We start from the raw sequence: 20,824 nt of genomic DNA on the forward strand, positions 1-20,824 counted from the left end.
CGGCAGAATTTGTGGTATGGAGTGAGGTATGCCACTCCATGCGGGACAATCTAGATTAATGAGTCACAACAACTATGATGGTTTATGCGCTTTACCACTAAACAGATTAACGAGAGGAGCTTTTCATGGAAGCAAATAACAAAAAGGAAAGTCGGTTTCAGGCACGAGGAATTATACCTGCCGTGATCACCCCGCTAACGTCAGAGGGCAAGTTCAATGAACCGGCCATGCGCAAGCTTGTTAATTACTTGATTGATGGCGGTGTTCATGGACTGTTTGTTGTCGGAACAACTGGCGAGTTTTATGGGCTGACGCCCGAAGAAAAGCGGGAAGTTTTCCAGGTAACTATGGATGAAACCAAAGGAAGAGTTCCAGTTTATGCAGGGACAAATGGAATTACAACCCGGGAGACAGTGATGCTTACGCAATTGGCCGAGGACTGCAAAGTCGATGCGGTATCTGTTTTAACACCGATGTTCATTACCCCGAATCAAGGGCAATTATTCGAACACTTTAAAACGGTTGCGGCAAACACATCACTGCCGGTAGTGCTTTACAATAATCCGCCTAAAACCGGTGTGAATCTGGCTGCTTCAACAGTTGCCAAATTAGCTGAAGTAGCTAACATTATCAGCATTAAGGATTCAAGCGGCGACTTAACATTAACTGCTGAATATATTCGCCTCACTCGCGACCGGGATGATTTTAACGTATTAGTGGGCCGCGATACGCTTATCTACGGAGCACTCTGTTACGGAGCAGCAGGTTCTATTGCTTCATGCGCCAATGTAGCGCCGAGATTATGCGCCGATATTTATGATAAATTTATAGCCGGTGACCTAAAAGGCTCGCTACAGGCTCAATTCACACTGGCACCGCTTCGAATCGCTTTTACTATCGGCACTTTCCCGGCTGTAATAAAGGAGTCCTTAACCATACTGGGGATTGAAGCCGGCCCTTGTATGGACCCGGTAGGGCCGATGACCGCGGAAGAGAGGGAAAGTCTTCGCAAGGTTCTAATCGGAATGGGTTTACTAAAATAAACTAAAATGATATAAAAGGAGTCAGATAATATGAAAATCGGTTTTATTGGTCTTGGAATCATGGGCAAGCCTATGAGCAAAAATCTTTTGCAGGCAGGGTATGAACTGGTTGTGCTTGACCGCAATCTGGCGGTTGTGGAAGAAATTTCCGCACTTGGCGCTACCGTCGCGACTAATCCTAAAGAAGTGGCCGAGCAGGTTGAAGCTGTAATCACCATGCTGCCTAACTCACCGCAAGTGAAAGAAGTTGTGCTTGGCGAAAATGGCGTAATTGAAGGTGCGAAACCAGGAACTGTGGTAATCGACATGAGTTCTATCGCACCGTTGGTCAGCAGGGAAATAGGTGAGAAACTTGCAAAGAAAGGTATCGAACTATTGGATGCGCCGGTTAGTGGCGGGGAACCGAAAGCCATCGATGGAACATTATCTGTCATGGTCGGCGGTAAACAAGAGGTATTTGACAAGTATTATGCTGTTATGAAAGCTATGGCTGGCTCAGTTGTACGTACCGGTGACATCGGCGCCGGCAATGTGACCAAGCTTGCCAACCAGGTAATTGTAGCCCTTAATATTGCTGCTATGGCGGAAGCTCTGGTCCTGGCTGCCAAAGCAGGCGTTGAACCGGAATTGGTGTACCAGGCCATTCGTGGCGGTCTGGCCGGAAGCACAGTATTAGATGCTAAGGCTCCTTTAGTAATGGATCGTAAGTTCAACCCGGGGTTCAGAATCAATCTTCACATAAAAGATCTGGCTAACGTACTTGAAACCTCGCATGAAATCGGAGTTTCACTGCCGCTTACCGCATCGGTCATGGAAATGATGCAGTCGCTCAAAGTAGACGGATTGGGTGACTGTGACCATGGCAGCTTAGTGAAATTCTATGAGAAACTTGCTAATATTGAAGTAAAACGGTAGCCAGTACAAGGCACAGGGTTTACGGACCCTGTATAACCCGAAAAGTTTGATTAATCTGAAATGAATGGAGAGAGTTAGATGGATAATACTTCATTGGTTACCAAGAAGACCAATATCCGATACGTTATTTTAGCTATGATATTTATGGTTACTACTTTTAACTATGTTGACCGTGCCACACTATCTATTGCTGCCCCAGTTATGGGAAAGGAACTCGGTTTTGATACCGTCGCTATGGGATTGGCATTTTCCGCATTTGGCTGGTCATATACTTCATTGCAAATTCCTGGTGGCTGGGTATTGGACAAATATGGGGCACGCTTGGTTTATGGTACGGGATTGATACTTTGGTCTATTTTCACTTTTTTTCAAGGCTTTGTAGGGTATTTTTCGTCGGCCTTTGTTGCCCTTTTTATTTTACGGCTTTTGATGGGTGTTGCAGAGACACCTGCATTTCCCACAAATAGCAGACTGACTGTAATGTGGTTTCCAACTCATGAACGCGGTTTTGCGACTTCCGTATATCAATCAGCTCAGTATTTTGCTTTGGCTGCATTCACGCCATTAATGGCCTGGATTTTGCATGCTTTCAGCTGGCATCATATCTTCTTCTGGGCCGGTGGCATTGGCATTCTATTAGGTGTATTTTGGCTAAAGTACGTTAGAGAACCAAAAAATCATAAAGGTGTAAACCAGGCTGAACTCGATTATATTCAAGCTGGTGGTGGAATAGCCAATCTCGGTGACAAGAAATCCGAAATCAAATGGTCCCAGGTCCGCGGCTTAGTAAGTAATCGAATGATGCTTGGTGTTTACCTAGGTCAATTTTGTCTTACCACGATTACTTGGTTTTTCTTAACTTGGTTTCCGACATACTTAGTGCAAGCGAAAGGCATGTCCATGCTAAAAGTTGGATTTGTGGCTTCTATTCCTGCACTTGCCGGTTTTGTTGGCGGTATGGTTGGCGGCCTTTGGTCGGATTGGCTGTTAAAACGGGGGAAGAGTTTAACTGTTGCCCGTAAAACTCCGATTGTGCTGGGGTTACTTCTTTCAAGTACTATCATAGTTGCAAACTATGTGTCATCCGAAGTCATCGTTATCGGAGTTATGTCGCTGGCCTTCTTCTCGAAAGGAGTAGGAAACTTAGGCTGGTGTATTGTTAGCGATACATCACCAAAGGAATTATTAGGGATTAGCGGGGGCATTTTTAATTTCTTCGGGAACATAGCAAGCATAGTCACGCCTCTTGCTATTGGCTTCATTTTGAAAGCTACCGGCTCTTTTAACGGCGCTTTGTTGTATGTAGGGCTGATTGGATTATTAGGAGCATTTTCATATTTGTTTATTGTTGGCGATGTAAAACGTTTAGAGATAAGTTCTGCCAACCCTTCTGACGTGCAAAGTAATCATGCTGGTGCTAACAAAACAGATTCGGCAAATTAGGTAAGTTGAGTGACGGGGAGGGAGTAAAGTGGAAGTAAAAAAAGGCGGCGTTGTTTCAAAGCTATTAGAACATGTGCAAATTCCCAAAATGTTTCGCGCAAAACAAATCTTTCCCAGGCCACAGATTATGCCCCGGGATATACCGGCAGTTATTTTTGCAGAATTATCTCAGGAAAAATTCTCAAATCAAATTATGAGCGGGATGAATATCGCTATAACCGCAGGAAGTAGAGGGATCGCGAACGTCGATATCATTACGAAAGCAATCGTTGACTTTGTTAAATCACGTGGTGCCAATCCCTTTATTGTGCCTGCAATGGGAAGCCACGGCGGGGCAACTGCGGAAGGTCAGCTTGATTTATTGGCAGGCTATAACATTTCGGAAACATCCATGGGATGTCCCATAAAATCCTGTATGGAAACGGTGCTGTTAGGTCATTCAGAACTGGAAAAACCAGTCTATATGGATAAATTAGCTTATGAATCTGACGGTATAATTGTTTCTTGTCGGTTAAAACCTCACAATGCATTCCGGGGGCCCTATGAGAGCGGCCCCTGCAAGATGATGACAATAGGATTGGGAAAACAAGCTGGTGCAGAAGTTGTCCATAGTGATGGTATGGGGAAGATCGGGCAAAATATTCCCGCCAGTGCAAAAGTTATTCTTGCGAAAGCTCCTATTTTATTTGCAATTCCTTGTATTGAAAATGCCTTTGACGAGACATGTAAAATTGAGGCCATTCACAGAGATGACATTATGAAAAGAGAACCGGAACTATTAAAATATGCCTTTGAAAACATGCCAAAACTTCTTGTGGGAGAATGTGATGTTCTTGTCGTCGACGAAATAGGTAAAAATTTTAGCGGAACCGGGGTAGATCCTAATATTACGGGAACATTTTCAACGGAGTATGCCTCCGGCGGTGTTAAGGTTCAAAGAACGTGTTTTTTAGATATCACCGAATGTTCTCATGGAAACGGACTGGGTACCGGTCTGGCCAGCGCAATCACGAAACGGTTGTTTGACAAGCTGGATCCTGAAAAAATGTATCCCAACTGCCTGACTAGCACTGTATTAAAGTCGGCAGGGATTCCGATTGTAGTGGCAACCGATAAGGAGGCTATTCAATTATGTATACGAACATTAAACAATGCCGACAAAGACAATGCAAGAATCATTCGTATTCCTAACAGCCTTCATATCGGGCACATTATGCTGTCAGAAGCCTATTACAGAGATGTGCTTCAGGGAAAGTATGAGGGTTTGTTTGTAGAGGGTGAGCCTGAATCTCTGGACTTTGATAACGCGGGAAGCCTGATAACTATGATTAGTAACGAGTAGAGGAAATTTAAAGCGAATTGACATAGAGAGGATTTGCAAGTATGACTAGCACGTCTAATGAACCCTTATATATTAAAGTGAATGCCGAAGATAACGTAGCGATTATTGTTAACGCTGGTGGCCTGCCTGCCGGAACCGTATTTCCTTGTGGACTAACGTTAATCGAGCATGTGCCACAAGGGCATAAAGTAGCCTTAAAAGATTTAGCACAAAATGAGGAAATCATCCGTTATGGTGAAGTCATTGGCTACGCAATCCAGTCCATTCCCAAAGGCAGCTGGATAGAAGAGTCATTGGTAGTCATGCCGACAGCTCCGGAATTGGATGATTTGCTTTTAGGTAATAAAGTGCCGCCAGTCCTGCCGCCTTTAGAAGGCTATACCTTCGAAGGATTTCGCAATGAAAATGGCACAGTTGCCACCAAGAACCTTCTTGGAATTAGCACGAGCGTTCAATGTGTTGTAGGTGTTCTTGACTATGCTGTTAAAAAAATTAAAGAGGAACTTCTTCCCCTATACCCCAATGTGGATGATGTAGTAGCGTTAAAGCATAACTATGGCTGCGGCGTAGCAATAAATGCCCCCGAAGCGGTTGTACCTATTCGCACACTCCGCAATCTTGCCATCCATCCCAATTTTGGCGGGGAAGTACTGATTGTAGGCTTAGGCTGCGAGAAATTATTACCCGAACAGGTTATACCCGTACCTGACAAAGCCAATATCCTGTCACTTCAGGATCACCAAGGTTTTATAAACATGGTTCAGGCCATTGTGAAAATGGCGGGCGAAAGATTAAAGCGACTCAATGAGCGCAAGCGTGTCACCTGTCCTGTTTCTGATTTGGTGGTTGGTCTCCAGTGTGGCGGCAGTGATGCTTTTTCGGGGGTTACTGCCAATCCGGCGGTAGGCTATGCAGCCGATTTACTGGTACGGGCCGGGGCAACAGCAATGTTTTCCGAGGTAACCGAAGTGCGGGATGCAATTCACCTGTTAACACCCCGGGTTGTCAATGAGGAAGTCGGGAAAGCCCTAATCCGGGAAATGAAATATTATGACCGGTATTTAGATCTCGGTAAAGTAGATCGCAGTTCCAATACTGCCCCCGGCAACAAAAAAGGCGGACTGGCAAACATAGTTGAAAAGGCGCTTGGTTCCATAGCCAAATCCGGCAGCAGCCCCATAGCGGAAGTTTTATCCCCTGGCGAAAGACCAACAGAGAAAGGCCTGATATACGCGGCTACTCCTGCCAGTGACTTTATCTGCGGTACACTTCAGTTGGCCTCAGGAATTCATGTGCAGGTATTCACCACTGGCCGGGGAACGCCTTATGGCCTGGCCATGGCGCCAGTAATTAAGGTTTCTACCCGTACTGCTTTGACCGAACACTGGCATGATCTTATTGATGTGAACGCTGGTACAATTGCAACAGGCGAAGCCACAATAGAAGAGGTAGGCTGGGAAATATTCCGCTTAATTTTGGATGTAGCCAGCGGCCGAAAAAAACCTTGGGCCGATCAATGGGGCTTACACAATGACTTATGTCTTTTCAATCCAGCGCCTGTTACCTGATAAGGTAATCGGGCAGCAGTACCAGGTTCCCTTCAACGTCGCCCTAAAAATGACAAGCAAGTGGACAACTTTAGGGCATTTCCTAAGGTGCCACTTGCTTTCATTTTATAAGAGGTTATATAGATGGATTATTGGCTGGCGATAAGAAACCGCCAATGACATATTTTTGCTTAAATCTGAAACTTGGCAACACCAGCCTTCAGGTTGGCAGCCAGGTTAGCCAAGCTTTGACTCGACGCAGCGATCTCTTCCATAGAAGCTGATTGTTCCTCAGTTGCTGCCGATACCGTCTCGGCTTCAGAAGTTGCAATCTTAGCCGATGTATCAATTTCTCCGGCCGAAGCGGCCACAGAATGGATAGCGGTAACTGCCTGCTGGATGGAAGCAGACATTGTGTTTATCTGCTCGGAAAGATTCAGCACGTTGGCAACAATGACGCTAAAGGTCTCGCCGGCGGAACCGACAAGATCGATGCCGGTTTGAATGCTGCCGGTTCCGGTCTGCGTAGCAGTGATCGCCCGATCCATATTAACCTGATTTTGGGTAATGAGCAGACTAATTTTATGAGCGGCTTCACCTGCTTGTTCGGCCAGTTTTCTGACTTCCTCGGCTACAACGGCGAAGCCGCGTCCTTGTTCACCGGCGCGTGCGGCTTCGATGGCGGCGTTTAAAGCCAGCAGATTGGTTTGAGAAGCAATTGATGAGATAAGCGTTACGATTTCGTTGATCTCCTGGGAGCCTGTGTTGAGTTCTTCCATAGTAGCACTTATGACGGCTGAATTATCCCCAATTGTTTTCATCTGCTCAACAGCCTGACTGATGGTCTGCTGACCCTGGGCGGCAGCCTGCGAAGTCGAGTTGGCAAGGCCGGAGATGTTATTGGCCGAAGTGGCCAGTTCTTCGGTTTTAAACGCTAGGTCCTGCGTAACAACAGCAATGCGGCTGCTGGATTCGGCTTGTGCGGCAGATCCCTGGGCTATCGTAACAATAGAACCGGCCACCTGGTTGGCGGCATTAGCCGATTGCTGGGCTCCGTTCGTCAATTCCCCGCTGGCGGCGGCTACTTGTTCGGCATCGGCGATAACTTTGCCAATTAGAGTGTGCCAGTTGCTGCGCAGATTGCCAACCCCCCGGGCCAACTGGCCAATCTCATCCTGAGTGTCGACAGTAAGCGGACGTTCACGCAGATCTCCCTGGGTAAGTTTAATAGTTTCATCACGCAACCGGCGGATGGGGGCGGCAATATGACGGCTGATAAAAATGATGGCGGCGATAGCCAAAACAAGACAAATAACCATAACGCCCAGCATACTGCGCGTCAGTACGTTAAGAGACTGCCTGGCCTCGGTTTCCGGCGCGGTAAGCAATAAAATCCAGCGCTGGCCGCCCGGCAAATCGATTGCCGACATCTGGGCAATCCGGGTAACGCCGTTAAAATCATAAACTCCGAGAACTGTTTTGCCACTGTCAGCACTGGCTTTAAACATATTGACCATACGGTCGTCCTGCTCTGCTTGCTGTAATTTCAGATCGGCGCTGGACTTTTTCTCAGTCAGGTTAAGTTTGCCAACTAATTCCGGCTGTTTCGGGTGAGCAAGAACGGTGCCGTCACCATTAGCCAGCAAACCATAGCCGGTATTCAGCCAGGACAAATCTTTTATGAGAGTGGTCAGCTTGTCAACCGCAAAAGAACCTGTAAGTACTCCAATCATATTGCCATTGCTCATAACCGGCACAGCAATATTAAAAGCAAGCTTGCCGGTTGTTTTTGACATCAGCAGTTCGGATACAACCGGTTTCTTAGTAGCTACAACCTTTTTGAAATATTCCCGGTCTCCCAGTTGGATAGAACTGCCGTCTGCACGGATAGCCATTCCGTCCATACCGATAAAAACTGTCGTTTCAAGATATTGGGAATTGGTTTGACACTCAGACAAGGCGGCTATAAGCTGCTGCCGGTCAGCCGGATTACGTAATCCGGGCAACATAGCGAACGACTGTTGTTGTACAATAGCATTTTGAATATAAGCCTCAATACGCTTTGCATAATCGGTGCCAACAGCCTGTGCCGTTTCGTCAAGCGACTTAGAGAGAGCATGTGAGGACAAATAATAGCTGACGCTGGCCAAAAGACCAAAAGAAATGATGAAGCAGGGTAATAGCAGCATTAAAAGCCGTGTATGGATGTTGGTAATTTTCATATGTATTCGTCCTTTCTGTATATGAAATAGAAATAGTACAGTAGATAAATCCCAGCTCCGAAAGCACGGCAGTCTCAGTCGCGCCTCCGGTTGTCCAGAAAACTGTTATGTTATAATAGTAAATACTGCAGATTCCGGTGGCAAGTAGGCACTTATTCGTCCCCTAGTATCCATAATATACTTAAAAAGGTAAAAATGAGTAACAGTGTGCCCGAGGCAGCCTCCCAGAAAGACGATTAGGCTCATCCAGCGGGAGTCCCGCGACACACCAGCAGCAAATAGGCTGAGAGGCCGCCAACTAGCAAGCTGACGGCCACAACTAACCATTTTAATTTTTTGCCGGGCAAAAAACCGCATTGGGACATCGTCAGGTCTCCTAACTGGGCCAACCTTTCACATTTGGAGCATGTCGATACGTTTTGCTCGCTCCACTAAGGTAGAAGATGTCTCCCCCCGTTCAGGCACTGCCTCGAGCGGGATATTAAGTTCACGGGCAATCACCTGCCGGACTCTCGACCCGCAGAAAGCACCCTGACAAGTGCCATAGCCGGCCCGGGTCCGCCGGCCTACAGCCGCAACCGAATTTACAGGAATACCACGCTGCAGGCAATCGATGATCTCGGCCTCAGTTACCTTCTCGCAGCGGCAAATCAGATGACGATCAGGTTCGGCCGCATTGATATCCCCGTCAAAGTCAGCGCTCTTTGGCCGGATAATCGGCTTGCGGTACGGATTAAAGTCTGTCTTGGGCGTAAGCGCCAGCCCGGCGCTCTGTAATATAGCCAGCACTTTTAGAGCAATGGCCGGTGAAGATGTGAGTCCCGGCGAATCAATTCCCACCAGATTAATAAACCGCTTCACAGCACTTTCTTCAATAATCCAGTCCTTCCGGCTGGATACAGGCCTGTTGCCGGCAAAGGATTTGAGAGCTTTTTTCATATTAAAATCAGGAACGGATTTACGCGCGGTTCTCACAATATATTCCAAGGTTTTATCATCGGTCCCCACATCTTCTTTATCCTCAATCTCCTCGGCATTGGGGCCTATCATTAGGTTGCCATGATAGGTCGTTGTCACCAGGATGCCTTTGCCCAGCTTGGTCGGAACCTGAAAAATCACTGATTTGACCAGATAGTTCTGTTCCTTATCCAAAACTACATACTGGCCCCGCCGCGGACTGATATGATAGTCGTTTATCCCGACCATCTGGGCAATCCGGTCACTGTGAATACCAGCGGCATTAATTACATAACGGGCCATAACGGTGTCGCCCTGACCGGTGGTAAGCGAAAAACCAGTGGCGGTGGACTGGATTGCGGTAACTTCAGTCGCCAGTTTGAGCACAACCCCGTTGGCTACGGCGTTTTCCGCCAAGGCCACCACAAATTCATACGGCGAAGTGACCCCGGCGTTGGGGCAATATAAACCAGCCTTGACTTCTGTGCTTACATACGGTTCCATAGTCCGGATCCGGTCGCCGGCGATAACCTCCAGTCCTTCAACTCCGTTCCGGCGGCCATATTCGGCAAGTGTATGCAAGGTATGAATCTCTTCCTCGCTAAAAGCCAGGACCAGCGAACCTGTCTTTCTATAGCCAAAGTTTAATTCTTTATCAAGTTGTTCATACATCCGGTTCCCGCTGACACATAATTCGGCCTTTAAGGTTCCCGGTTCATCGGAATAACCGCCATGAACAATCCCGCTGTTGGCTTTAGAACAACCACAGCTTACATCATCGTTTTTTTCCAATACACAGACCTGCAAATTGTACCTTGATAGTTGTCTGGCAATGTTCATCCCGACTACGCCTGCGCCAATTATGCAGACATCGTACATTGCAAATCCCTCCTCTAATAGCTCAGAGTAATTTTTCTATTGATAGTTATTATCCAAAAAGCAAAAAATTCCTGCCTGCTGGTTCCCCTTAAGAACGTAAATGCATTGAAACCGCGGTTAAATTACCCGGTGCTAAAGGAAACAGGCTGTTCGCGGAGAATTCTCTGGTATAGGCGACACTATGCTTGTCAGAAAGAGGGACACTATGAAGCTAATATCTTGGAATGTAAACGGTCTGAGAGCCTGCCTGACCAAAGGCTTTGAAGATTTTTTCCACAGTGCGGGGGCCGATATTTTCTGTGTGCAGGAAACCAAAATGCAGCGGGAACAGTCCGAACTGGTCCTGGAGGGATATGAAGAGTACTGGAACAGCGCAGTAAAAAAAGGCTACTCCGGCACGGCTGTTTTCACCAGAGTTACACCGTTGTCAGTTAGCTATGGCATGAATAAGGAAGAGCATGATCAGGAAGGTCGGATCATTACTCTGGAGTTTGAAAAATTTTATCTTGTTAATGTATATACCCCCAATTCCCAGCGCGGCCTCACCCGTCTGGCTTACCGCAACCAGTGGGAAGATGATTTTAAGGCCTTTCTCTTACAGCTTGACAGCGTAAAGCCGGTTATCATCTGCGGCGATCTCAATGTGGCTCACCAGGAAATAGATATCAAAAACCCTAAAGCCAACAGGATGAATGCCGGCTTCACCGATGAAGAACGCGGCAAGATGTCAACACTGCTTGAGGCCGGGTTCACCGACTCCTTCCGCCTGTTATTCCCTGACAAAGCGGAAGCTTATACGTGGTGGTCCTATATGATGAATGCCAGGGCCCGAAACATCGGCTGGCGTATTGACTACTTTATTATTTCCAATCGGCTGTGCGAGGCTGTGAAGGAGGCCGTGATCTATCCCGACATTATGGGCAGCGATCACTGCCCGGTAGGTCTGGAGATATTTTAAATCAGTATATAAAAAAAGTGGCCACCAAATTAGTGGCCACTTTAAGATAATTTGTTTGCCGACTAACAGCACCAAACCACCATTACCGGTTGTTGTCGCTGCCGGTCACAACGTCCGGAGTATAGTATGCAAAACGAGGGGGAGATACCCATTTAAGGTATCTCTCCCTCGTTTTGCATCTTCAGCGCGCTATCCTTAGTTGATCTCGTTGGCCATACCGGCTAACGCATCAATAGACATACGTTAATTGTGTTATATCGCCATTAGCTTCTGAACTCAAAACTCGCACATGCTGTCTGCGAGTGATACTCAGCGTTAGATCCGCTAACCTGAATGTGGTCTAACGTGCAAAGCTTGTTGCTGTTATATGTGCAGGTTTCCACAGTGCATTTCAGGCAGTCACAGAAACCCGAACTCAAAACATTGTTGGTCAGTTCCGAGTAATGCAGTCTGTTTAAATAGGAACCGCAGGCAGTATCAAAGCTTTCCCGGGACGAGCTGCCCACAATATCGATACAGTTTGCGTAACACTCACCGGATTTATTATGTGAACAGTTAGTTACCTCGCAATCTATTTTTGCCATTTGCTTTCTCTCCTTATTTGAAGTATCTGTCAAGCAAACCTTTGAAGGCACAGCCATGACGCGCCTCATCCTTGCACATTTCATGTACCGTATCATGTATGGCATCCAGGTTATTTTGTTTCGCTAAGGTCGCCAGTTTCTTTTTGCCTTCACAGGCACCATACTCGGCTTCCACCCTGGCGCTTAAATTAGCTTTGGTATCAGCCACAACAACTTCACCTAAAATCTCAGCAAACTTTGCGGCATGTTCAGCCTCCTCAAAGGCAATCCGCTTATAGGCCTCGGCAACTTCAGGATAACCCTGCCGGTCGGCCTGCCGTGACATAGCCAGATACATGCCGACCTCTGTGCATTCCCCCATGAAATTGGCGCGCAAACCATCCATAATTTCCGGCGAGAGATCTTTGGCAATACCGATTCTGTGTTCATCAGCCCAGGTCAAATCCCCGGTCATCTCCTTGAATTTATCTTTTGCCGCTTTGCATACAGGACATTTGTCCGGCGCCTCATCGCCTTCATGCACATACCCGCAGATTGTACAAACAAATTTTTTCATTCCTGCGCCTCCTACTTGTTAAAGTGAGAACAGAGTTTACTCTCAGATATATAGTATTGGATTTTTTTCCGCATACAATACAAAGAGCTGAAGGAAGTCTGGAAAACCAGCATTCACTTCAGCTCTTTTGTATTTTCTCTCATTCTATGGATTTTTCAGTGCATTGTAATGTTCCATCACGGCACCGCCCAGTTCCTTATTAAGACGGCCCAGGGCCATCATATACATCAGCGGGTTGCCGGTAAATTCAAGATGATCGCCGGTTAACGCCACCTCTAAAGACGAGCGGATGATATTGATAATGCAGTTGTCGTCATGATTATCCATACAGTTTTTGCATTCCAGGTTAATGATTGCCAATGCTCTGGCGACGTCAGCCACTTCATAGGTTTTAAAATCGGCCTGCGGCACCATTTTAATACCATTGGGTATCACTAAGGTTTTTTTGACGCTGGAATAGTCCGCCACAATTTTGGCGAACCCCACCAGACATTGCTTGCCTGCGCAGCTGCTGCAACTGACGTCACCCCGGCAACATTCCTGCAAGGATTGTTTTACTCTTGCCAAATTGGTTTCTTGCTCCACCTTACTCACCACTTTCTCTTATTCATTCATAAAAGCAAGGAAGTCATCAAACTCTTGGGAACTGGCATATTTTACGTCAGCCGGTTTAAAAACATCAATGCCGCAGCGCTCAATCACCTTGCACAAACGCTCATTGGCCTGTCCAAGCTCACAATACTTTGCCAGTACATATTCCAAAACCTCAGCCGCACTTTCGCCAGTAACGTTATCCAGAATACGGGTGCCATGCAGTGGCTTTTTACTCCCGCCGCGGCCGCCAATATAGATATCAAAGGAATCCGGTCCCTGGGCGATAACGCCAAAATCCGCGCAATAGGGATCGGTACAGGCCCGGATACAGCCGGCCGTAGATATCTTGAAATCTTTAGGCGTTGGCCGGTTCATAAACCGTTCCTGCAGCGCGACGCCGAGGTCAAAGGCGTTGCCCAGGCTGCGCTGACACAGTGAGTCACTGCCGGCGCAGCCCTTGACACTGCGAACCACATTGCCAAATACCCCCATTTTGAGTTCCAGCTTGGTGATCATCTGTTGAAATGTTTCCAAATCCTCACGGTTAATCAAGAAAACAATCGTTTGGCGCGTTGTCATCTTAATCGCATGCACCGTGATTGCTTTAGCCAATTCCCCCAGCCCGATTAATTGTTGCGCAGTAACAACCCCGCAGGCGCTGGCCACGGCAACCCCCAGTACGCCTGACCGCTGTTCAAAAATTGCTTTTCCCATTTAGTCCACCTCATTTTTTACATTGCTTCAATTCTTAGCCGCCTACTCTTACTCATAAATTATCATTATAAACAATGAGTTAATTTTAGGTAATTCTGCTAATCAAATCTATTTCCTGCAAAATCTTTACTATTTTTTTATTAAATAAATCTATAATTCGTCATTTGGTAATGCCATTGAGCGCCCGGCACGCATTAGCGTCCCTCTGCAGTCGTCTTCACACAAACCGGCAGCCTAAACTGACATATCCTCTATTATTATCCGGATAAAGAAAATACGGCGGGCGCGCGTTGGCGAAGGCGGAAGCCGCCGAGGGATTGCCGCCTCAAAAACTTATAATTGCTGCCTATTAAATGACAAGCCGGCGCTCGCTATAAGCGTACACCGGCTTACCCGCCTGCTCGCCTGCCACTGGAAGGGGTGGTGGTACTATTTTAGGTTGAGTTAACAAGACAAAACCACCGCCTCCTTGCCAAGCTAGGCATAAACAGTGCTGAGGCGCAGGCGGATGTTGCATAAGCGGAGGTGAAGCGCCAGCGGCGAAGCGTTGTATAACGGTCGCCTGTGTCGGGCCTTTACCTTAACGCCCCTAGCTTTACAAGGGCTTCCTGTCTCACAAAACTATTATTTCTGATATAACAAGTAAAAGCCGGATCCGCTTGTAGCAACTCCGGCTCTTACTTGTTCTGCTCCAGCAGATTGCCTGTCCTGTGAATCTTAACCGCGTCATTTCCCGCCCTTACTGCTTGGGTACTCCGTTCGGGCGCTGCAGCGGCTTTTCGCCTTTGATAGTTTGGATAAAATCAAAGGCCTTTTTAACCGCTTCCCGCCCGCCTTCAAGCACAAGACTTACCGCTCCTTCCGAACCGGCGATACCGCCTGATCCTATATGGTAAGCCTGTACCGCAAATAAATCGGTTAACGCCTGGATCTCGGTTACTACTATCGCATTCACAATGGGCATCATTCCTACCGGACTGCCTGTTGTATGAGCATAGCTTCTATTGCCGCTATGTTTAACCGCCTCGGTAACACTGGGAATCATTTTTTCCAGGCCAACCGGAATAATAAGTTTGGCCCCACGGGCGTACAGCGTCCCTAAGGCCGAGCCAATGGTGCCGCCGGCCTGATGGGCCATAAACACGGCAGCGTGCCCTTGGTGATCAACAGCATTCGCGCCTTTAATAAAGACATCCCCGGGCCCGAACTGCTCCAGCGCCTGTTCGGCCCTCATATCCTGGCGCACTCCTTTATAGAGGACAATGGGGAAAATAAAGTCAGGATTGCCCGGGGTGTTCCAGGTTTCGCCCTGCGTAATGTGCCCGGATATAAAGTTTTCCTTGACGATAGGACTGCCCAGCAGTTCTTCGGCGACATAGCCGTTAGTACTCCCGGTGGCCACGATAATCCAGCCATTTTTCAACGCTTCCTGAACATCGGTCAATTGACTGACTGCCTTGGCAATTACCCGCCTGGATTCATAAGGGGTTAATACAAGAAAAGCCCTTTCTAATTGCATAACAGCACCTCCGTTATCATTATTATTAACTATTTGTTATCGATTATTATTCTGCCTTTCATTGTCAAATCCTTTTTTATCCATCCCAGGCGTCAGCTGCACCTTCACAGCCGTTCACATGCCTGACCAAAACTGCTTGGCGGCGGCGTCAATGCCTGCGGGATTTTTCACTCTTAAAGCCCCGCGCCATTCCTGCGGAAATAAGCGCCGGTAGCGGGTGTGGGCAAACCGGTCGTCAATGAGAAGAACAAGCCCCCGGTCGTGTTCGGTCCGAATCACCCGCCCGGCAGCCTGCAATACCTTGTTCATCCCGGGATAAACATAGGCATATTCAAATCCCCTCTCATTTTCGGTATCAAACCAATTTTTGATTATTTCCCGTTCCAGGCAAACCATCGGCAGACCGACACCGACAATTACGGCGCCAACCAGTCGCTCGCCGGTCAGGTCAATGCCTTCGCCAAATATTCCGCCCAGCACGGCGAAGCCCACCAGCGTTCCCGGGTTATCCCGGTCAAACCGGTGCAGGAAATCAGCCCGCTCGGCTTCATTCATTTCCCCCTGCTGGCAAATCACCTCGACCGGAAGCAGCCTTTGGCAAAAACGCCGGCTAATTTCGTCTAAATACCGGTACGATGGCAGAAACACTAAGTAATTTCCCTGACGGGCGGTGACGGCGGCGCAAATACTGTCAACTACGTGCTCATACGTTTTTTCCCGCGTCTTGTAGGTTGTACTGATGTTGTCGGCTACCAGCAGGTTCAGATTACCGGGGTCAAAAGGGGAAGCTACCGTTAATTGACCGCCTGTTTCTTCGCCACCCAGAATTTCCGCAAAGTAAGCAAGCGGGGTCAGCGTTGCCGAAAAACAGACAGTTGCCCGTCCCCGCTCCAACGCCTGCCGCAGCAGTTCGGAAGGATTCACACAGAATAGTTTAAGCCTGATGTCTTTCTCCCTGGCTTCCAGGTAGGTGACATACCGCTGGTCATACATATCTCCGGTCCGGAGATATGCATTAACCTGAAAAAAAAGCTCCAGCAGTTCTTCCCGGAAAACAGCCGGTTTATTCTCAGCCAGCCACTTTTCCGCCAACTCGGCAAACTTGCGCAGCAGCGGATTAATCTCCTGGAACGGTTCCTTTTGTACCAAATGTCTGGGCTGACCGGCCACAGATTCTTCGGAACACAGTTTGCCGGCCTTAGTAAGAAAAGTGTTAATTTTGCCGGCGGCTTGGGCGAGCTTAGGCAGTTCAGTTTTAACCGCTTTTTTGATATCAAGAAATGCCTGCTTGGCTATCTCAGCCGAAAACATCTCCCGGGCCCGATCCACAAGATTGTGCGCTTCGTCAACAAGAAAACAGTATTGGCCGTTATTTTCGTTAAAGAAGCGCTTCAGATAAACCCTGGGATCAAACACATAGTTATAGTCGCAAATTACGACATCTGCCCATAAAGCCAGGTCAAGCGACAGTTCGAACGGACAGAGGTTATGTTTACGCGCATATTCTTCCACAATCTCCCGGGTAAACGCTTCCTGCTGCCAGCAGTCGGCCAAGGCTGCATTAACCCGGTCATAATAGCCTCTGGCGTAGCTGCATTCCTCCGGCGTACAGGCTGCCTCCGGCTGAAAGCATATTTTATCTTTCGCAGTCAGCGTCAGCGTTTTGCAGTGCAATCCGGCCTGCCGCAGCCGATCGAAAGCCTCCTCGGCCAATTGCCGGGTTACTGTTTTGGCGGTAAGAAAAAAAATCTTTTCCACATATCCCAGCCCCAGCGCTTTTATGGCCGGAAACAGTGTTGCCATGGTTTTACCGGTGCCGGTAGGCGCCTGAGCAAATAACTTACAGCCTTTGGTCAGCGTCTGGTAAACGGCCACCGCCAACTGCCGCTGCCCCTGCCGGAAAGAACCGAAAGGGAACTCGACAAGCTGAGCGGAAGCGTCCCTGATTTCTGTCCAGGTGCCAAGCCGCGCTGCCCACAGAGCATACTGGGTTATCAGACTGTCAAAAAACTGAGCCAGCTCCGCGGCGGAAAATACTTTTGTAAACGTTTTAGTCGCCAAGGTATCAACCTGGCAATAACAAAGCTGAACACCCATTTGGGGCAGCCCGTGCCGCACCGCATACATATGGGCATAGCATTTAGCCTGCGCCCAGTGCAAGGGCTTGAAGTCTTCCTCTATCTCACCAATATCGGCGGTAGTAGACTTAATTTCTTCAATAGTTACTGCCTGGTCGCCATTCGCGTCACTGGCAGTAATCACACCGTCGGCCCGCCCGCTGATCTCAATACAGGCATCTGACAATTCAATGACGATTGACAGACTTACCTCCGACTCATAGTCAGCCCCCTGGGACTGCTGCAGCCGGCGATGAATCCGGCTCCCCTCCTGCATCCGGGAACTCCCGGTAAAAGCAGCTACCAGATCCCCTGATCGCAATACAAATTCAACTAAATTACGGACAGACGTTTTAACAACTCTTATTGCCGGCATATTTCCTGTTCCTTTTGCTTCCTAATTGCCGCCTGACCCGCTATGCGTAAGAAAGGGTTACTGACGCCGCGCACAGAAAAAGTCTATAACATATTTCTCCGACAGAAGCCGGGCAGACAACTAAATAGTATCACGAACACACGTTCAAAAACAAGAAAGAAGGGCTGATTATTATGAGACAAATTCAGTGGGGTATAATTTCCACAGGAACAATTGCCAAAAAATTCGCCGCTACTGTATCCCGGTTAACTGATTGCGGCGCCATAAAGGCAGTGGCATCCCGCAGCCGGGAAACAGCCGGGCAGTTTGCGAGGGAGTACAACATCCCCACGGCCTACGGCAATTATCAGGAACTTGTCCAAGACCCGGAAATTGATATTATTTATATCGCTACCCCGCACTCTTTTCACTTTGATAATGCCAAGCTATGTCTGGAAAATGGCAAACATGTTCTTTGCGAAAAATCCTTTACCGTCAATGCGTCTCAAGCCGAAGCCCTTATTGAGCTGGCTAAAGAAAAGCAGCTATTTCTTACGGAAGCCTTCTGGACCAAATTTCTCCCCGCCTACCAACAGCTGGCCCAGGCTATTGCCGCCGGCGAGATTGGGGAGCTGACCCATTTCCGGGCCCAGTACGGCTTTGCGCCGACCGGGGCCAGATATATTCGCAAATTCGATCCCGGCCTCGCCGGCGGAGCCTTGCTGGATATTGGCGTTTATGCAATCGGCGTAGCCGCCATGTTGCTTGGTTATAAACCGCAAGCCCTTCATGCCAGCGCCATTATGGGCGAATACGGCACCGACAAATTCGACAGTATCATGCTGGAATATGAACATGGTGTAACAGCGCACTTAATTGCAACCATCGGCAGCATTATCGACCCCCAGGCCGTTCTCTACGGTACCAAAGGTCAGATTGTCCTGCCTGGCTTTTCGGCGCTGGAAGGATTTAGCGTGGAAAAAGCCGACGGTACCAGGTACACCGTCGACTGCCCGTTTGCTGTCAATGGTTTTGAGTATCAGATCCGTGAAGCAGAGAAATGCCTGCGGGGCGGACAAACAGAAAGCGCCATAATGACTCATCAAAATACACTGGATATGATGCGTTTACTGGACAAAGTCCGCGCCAAATGGGGACTTACGTTTCCCTGCGAAAGCTAATAACCCGGATTTAGTACTACGCCGTTCGAAGCCACAGACGTATTGCTGCAGGGTCATTTATTTATAAACAGCGCAGGAAAAACACCGCCACCCCAGTGTCGGTGTTTTTCATTAATCATATACCTGGCTAGGGAATCATCCAGGCCAGTACATATGCCTGCAGGTAGGTCATAATCCCGACGATTACAGCCAGAGCAATCGAATGAATGACAGTAAAGCTAAACAAGTCTCCTTCTTTACCGACAAGTCCGGTGGCGGCTGTGGCTACGGCAATACTTTGCGGTGAAATCATCTTGCCGGTAACGCCGCCTGATGAGTTGGCCGCTACGGTAAGTATAGGATCAACCCCGACCTGTTGGGCTGTCACTGCCTGTAAATTGCCAAACAGGGCGTTGGCTGATGTATCCGAGCCGGTAAGAAATACCCCTAGCCAGCCGAGCCACGCCGCGAAAAAGGGAAAAAACGTTCCGGTCCCCGCCAAAAACAGGCCCAGGCTCGAACTCATCCCGGAATAATTCATGATATAGGCCAGACCAAGCACAGACGGGATTGTTATCAATGGCTTAGTCAGCTGCTTGAAGGTTTTGCCGAAAATACTGAAGAATTGTCCGGGACTCACGCCAAGGATAACGGCCGATAAGATACTGGCAATAAACAGCGCGGTGCCTGCCGCACTGAGCCAGTTAATTTTATAAGCGGCGGCCATTGCCGTAGGTGTTTTTACAATGGGAGCAACCTGGGTAACAACATTATGCAGCCCTGGTACATAAACAGAAATTGTGGCGGTATTTAGCAGGTTAGTAACTGGTTTTAGACCCCAGAGAATAACCATAATGGTAAGGATGATGAATGGAGCCCAGGCAGTGATCAATTCCCCCGACGTATAGGATGGCAAGGTAGCGGCTGCTTTTTCTTTGTTGCCCTGCTCACTCGGGAAACGCCAGATTGAGGCCGGCTTCCAGGATTTCAGAAATACCGTCAGCGCCAGAATAGAAGCCAGTGAAGAAAGTATGTCCGGAAGTTCAGGACCAATAAAGTTTGAAGATAAATACTGCAGCACAGCAAAAGACACACCGGCTACAAGACAGGCAGGCATTACTTCCATGGTAGCCTTCCAGCCGGCCATAAGCACAACCAGCCAAATAGGAATGAATACGGAAATAAACGGTAATTGCCTGCCGACCATTTGACTAATCTTCATAGTGTCAATGCCAGTCACCTGCCCGGCTACAATGATCGGAATGCCAATACCGCCAAAGGCTACCGGCGCTGTATTGGCTATCAGGCACAAGCCGGCTGCATATAACGGATTAAATCCCAGGCCAACAAGCATCCCGGCAGATATGGCCACAGGAGTGCCAAAGCCTGCCGCTCCTTCCAGAAAAGCGCCGAAAGCAAAGGCGATCAGCAAAGCCTGCAGACGGCGGTCATCGGTTATGGTGGCAATCGAGTTTTTGATGATATCGAACTTTCCTGTTTCAACTGTCATGTTATAGATAAAGATGGCCGTAATTACAATCCAGAAGATAGGGAAAACGCCGTAAGCTATACCCATAATGGCAGCGATCAGGGCCGTTGAAACGGGCATCTTATAGATCAATACGGCTACCAGAAAAGCAGCTACCAGCGCTGAAATCCCCGCCACCTGCCCAGGAGCGCGGCGAATGGCCAGTAAATAAAAGATCACGACGATCGGGATAGCGGCAGCCAATGCGGATAAAGCCAGATTGCCTAATGGGATGTACTCTTGCGTCCATGTCATAACCTGATTACCCTCCCCAGTACTATTCTCCAAGTTATTTTATTGTCTGCCTGAAAGCAAAAAAAAACACAGGATAATGCTGGATATAATGCACACACTATAAAAGCCTGACTGCCAGACGATATTTTCTGTTTTG

At 48.1% G+C, this 20,824-nt stretch carries 16 protein-coding genes; 7 read left to right on the forward strand and 9 right to left on the reverse strand.

Going from position 1 to position 20,824, the window contains the following annotated elements:
- Window positions 1-125 precede the first annotated feature (125 nt).
- The 5 genes from dapA (at window position 126) to garD (ending at window position 6,311) form a co-directional block, all read left to right on the forward strand.
- On the forward strand, window positions 126-1,043 hold the full coding sequence (dapA, locus tag SATMO3_RS25800) for a 4-hydroxy-tetrahydrodipicolinate synthase (RefSeq protein ID WP_371373091.1): 918 nt from the start codon (window positions 126-128) through the stop codon (window positions 1,041-1,043).
- Between the two features lie 30 nt (window positions 1,044-1,073).
- Entirely contained in the window at window positions 1,074-1,958 is an 885-nt protein-coding gene (gene garR / locus SATMO3_RS25805; RefSeq protein WP_371373093.1) for a 2-hydroxy-3-oxopropionate reductase, read from the forward strand.
- Window positions 1,959-2,036: 78 nt separating this feature from the next.
- Entirely contained in the window at window positions 2,037-3,401 is a 1,365-nt protein-coding gene (locus tag SATMO3_RS25810) for an MFS transporter (RefSeq protein ID WP_371373095.1), read from the forward strand.
- A gap of 28 nt (window positions 3,402-3,429) precedes the next feature.
- Complete coding sequence (locus SATMO3_RS25815; RefSeq protein WP_371373097.1) at window positions 3,430-4,743, forward strand: lactate racemase domain-containing protein; 1,314 nt, start codon at window positions 3,430-3,432, stop codon at window positions 4,741-4,743.
- Window positions 4,744-4,784: 41 nt separating this feature from the next.
- Window positions 4,785-6,311: a galactarate dehydratase gene (gene garD / locus SATMO3_RS25820; RefSeq protein ID WP_371373099.1), complete on the forward strand. Its 1,527-nt coding sequence runs from the start codon at window positions 4,785-4,787 to the stop codon at window positions 6,309-6,311.
- Window positions 6,312-6,481: 170 nt separating this feature from the next.
- On the opposite strand, the gene SATMO3_RS25825 is transcribed toward garD, so the two are convergent.
- Both SATMO3_RS25825 and SATMO3_RS25830 read right to left on the reverse strand, forming a co-directional pair.
- On the reverse strand, window positions 6,482-8,512 hold the full coding sequence (locus tag SATMO3_RS25825) for a methyl-accepting chemotaxis protein (protein ID WP_371373101.1): 2,031 nt from the start codon (window positions 8,510-8,512) through the stop codon (window positions 6,482-6,484).
- Between the two features lie 393 nt (window positions 8,513-8,905).
- Window positions 8,906-10,348, reverse strand: a complete 1,443-nt coding sequence (locus SATMO3_RS25830; RefSeq protein WP_371373103.1) for an NAD(P)/FAD-dependent oxidoreductase — start codon at window positions 10,346-10,348, stop codon at window positions 8,906-8,908.
- Window positions 10,349-10,553: 205 nt separating this feature from the next.
- Here SATMO3_RS25830 and SATMO3_RS25835 point away from each other — a divergent pair, with 205 nt between their 5' ends.
- Window positions 10,554-11,306, forward strand: a complete 753-nt coding sequence (locus tag SATMO3_RS25835) for an exodeoxyribonuclease III (protein ID WP_371373105.1) — start codon at window positions 10,554-10,556, stop codon at window positions 11,304-11,306.
- 263 nt (window positions 11,307-11,569) lie between these two features.
- On the opposite strand, the gene SATMO3_RS25840 is transcribed toward SATMO3_RS25835, so the two are convergent.
- From SATMO3_RS25840 to SATMO3_RS25865, 6 genes are all read right to left on the reverse strand, one after another.
- Complete coding sequence (locus tag SATMO3_RS25840) at window positions 11,570-11,890, reverse strand: DUF1540 domain-containing protein (protein ID WP_371373107.1); 321 nt, start codon at window positions 11,888-11,890, stop codon at window positions 11,570-11,572.
- Window positions 11,891-11,903: 13 nt separating this feature from the next.
- On the reverse strand, window positions 11,904-12,446 hold the full coding sequence (locus tag SATMO3_RS25845; protein WP_371373109.1) for an NADH peroxidase: 543 nt from the start codon (window positions 12,444-12,446) through the stop codon (window positions 11,904-11,906).
- A 144-nt stretch (window positions 12,447-12,590) separates the two neighbouring features.
- Window positions 12,591-13,040, reverse strand: a complete 450-nt coding sequence (locus SATMO3_RS25850) for a hypothetical protein (RefSeq protein WP_371373111.1) — start codon at window positions 13,038-13,040, stop codon at window positions 12,591-12,593.
- 9 nt (window positions 13,041-13,049) lie between these two features.
- Window positions 13,050-13,754 (reverse strand): hypothetical protein, encoded by a 705-nt coding sequence (locus SATMO3_RS25855; RefSeq protein ID WP_371373113.1) that lies wholly within the window; start codon window positions 13,752-13,754, stop codon window positions 13,050-13,052.
- A 739-nt stretch (window positions 13,755-14,493) separates the two neighbouring features.
- Window positions 14,494-15,273, reverse strand: a complete 780-nt coding sequence (locus SATMO3_RS25860) for a hypothetical protein (protein WP_371373115.1) — start codon at window positions 15,271-15,273, stop codon at window positions 14,494-14,496.
- 114 nt (window positions 15,274-15,387) lie between these two features.
- Window positions 15,388-17,766, reverse strand: coding sequence for an ATP-dependent DNA helicase (locus SATMO3_RS25865; RefSeq protein ID WP_371373117.1), 2,379 nt, complete (start codon window positions 17,764-17,766; stop codon window positions 15,388-15,390).
- A gap of 173 nt (window positions 17,767-17,939) precedes the next feature.
- Between SATMO3_RS25865 and SATMO3_RS25870 the strand changes: the two genes are divergently transcribed.
- Window positions 17,940-18,926 (forward strand): Gfo/Idh/MocA family protein, encoded by a 987-nt coding sequence (locus SATMO3_RS25870; RefSeq protein ID WP_371373119.1) that lies wholly within the window; start codon window positions 17,940-17,942, stop codon window positions 18,924-18,926.
- Window positions 18,927-19,053: 127 nt separating this feature from the next.
- Here SATMO3_RS25870 and SATMO3_RS25875 read toward each other — a convergent pair whose 3' ends face one another.
- Window positions 19,054-20,688: an L-lactate permease gene (locus SATMO3_RS25875; protein WP_371373121.1), complete on the reverse strand. Its 1,635-nt coding sequence runs from the start codon at window positions 20,686-20,688 to the stop codon at window positions 19,054-19,056.
- Window positions 20,689-20,824 lie beyond the last annotated feature (136 nt).

Origin of the sequence: Sporomusa aerivorans (assembly GCF_041428895.1) — a bacterium.
GTDB classification, from domain to species: domain Bacteria; phylum Bacillota; class Negativicutes; order Sporomusales; family Sporomusaceae; genus Sporomusa; species Sporomusa aerivorans.

What these genes read in the sequence shown, in the direction of transcription:
- dapA (WP_371373091.1), top strand. Translation starts at nt 126, where the DNA reads ATGGAAGCAAATAACAAAAAGGAAAGTCGGTTTCAGGCACGAGGAATT.
- garR (WP_371373093.1), top strand. Translation starts at nt 1,074, where the DNA reads ATGAAAATCGGTTTTATTGGTCTTGGAATCATGGGCAAGCCTATGAGC.
- SATMO3_RS25810 (WP_371373095.1), top strand. Translation starts at nt 2,037, where the DNA reads ATGGATAATACTTCATTGGTTACCAAGAAGACCAATATCCGATACGTT.
- garD (WP_371373099.1), top strand. Translation starts at nt 4,785, where the DNA reads ATGACTAGCACGTCTAATGAACCCTTATATATTAAAGTGAATGCCGAA.
- SATMO3_RS25825 (WP_371373101.1), bottom strand. Translation starts at nt 8,512, where the DNA reads ATGAAAATTACCAACATCCATACACGGCTTTTAATGCTGCTATTACCC.
- SATMO3_RS25830 (WP_371373103.1), bottom strand. Translation starts at nt 10,348, where the DNA reads ATGTACGATGTCTGCATAATTGGCGCAGGCGTAGTCGGGATGAACATT.
- SATMO3_RS25835 (WP_371373105.1), top strand. Translation starts at nt 10,554, where the DNA reads ATGAAGCTAATATCTTGGAATGTAAACGGTCTGAGAGCCTGCCTGACC.
- SATMO3_RS25840 (WP_371373107.1), bottom strand. Translation starts at nt 11,890, where the DNA reads ATGGCAAAAATAGATTGCGAGGTAACTAACTGTTCACATAATAAATCC.
- SATMO3_RS25845 (WP_371373109.1), bottom strand. Translation starts at nt 12,446, where the DNA reads ATGAAAAAATTTGTTTGTACAATCTGCGGGTATGTGCATGAAGGCGAT.
- SATMO3_RS25855 (WP_371373113.1), bottom strand. Translation starts at nt 13,754, where the DNA reads ATGGGAAAAGCAATTTTTGAACAGCGGTCAGGCGTACTGGGGGTTGCC.
- SATMO3_RS25860 (WP_371373115.1), bottom strand. Translation starts at nt 15,273, where the DNA reads ATGCAATTAGAAAGGGCTTTTCTTGTATTAACCCCTTATGAATCCAGG.
- SATMO3_RS25865 (WP_371373117.1), bottom strand. Translation starts at nt 17,766, where the DNA reads ATGCCGGCAATAAGAGTTGTTAAAACGTCTGTCCGTAATTTAGTTGAA.
- SATMO3_RS25870 (WP_371373119.1), top strand. Translation starts at nt 17,940, where the DNA reads ATGAGACAAATTCAGTGGGGTATAATTTCCACAGGAACAATTGCCAAA.
- SATMO3_RS25875 (WP_371373121.1), bottom strand. Translation starts at nt 20,688, where the DNA reads ATGACATGGACGCAAGAGTACATCCCATTAGGCAATCTGGCTTTATCC.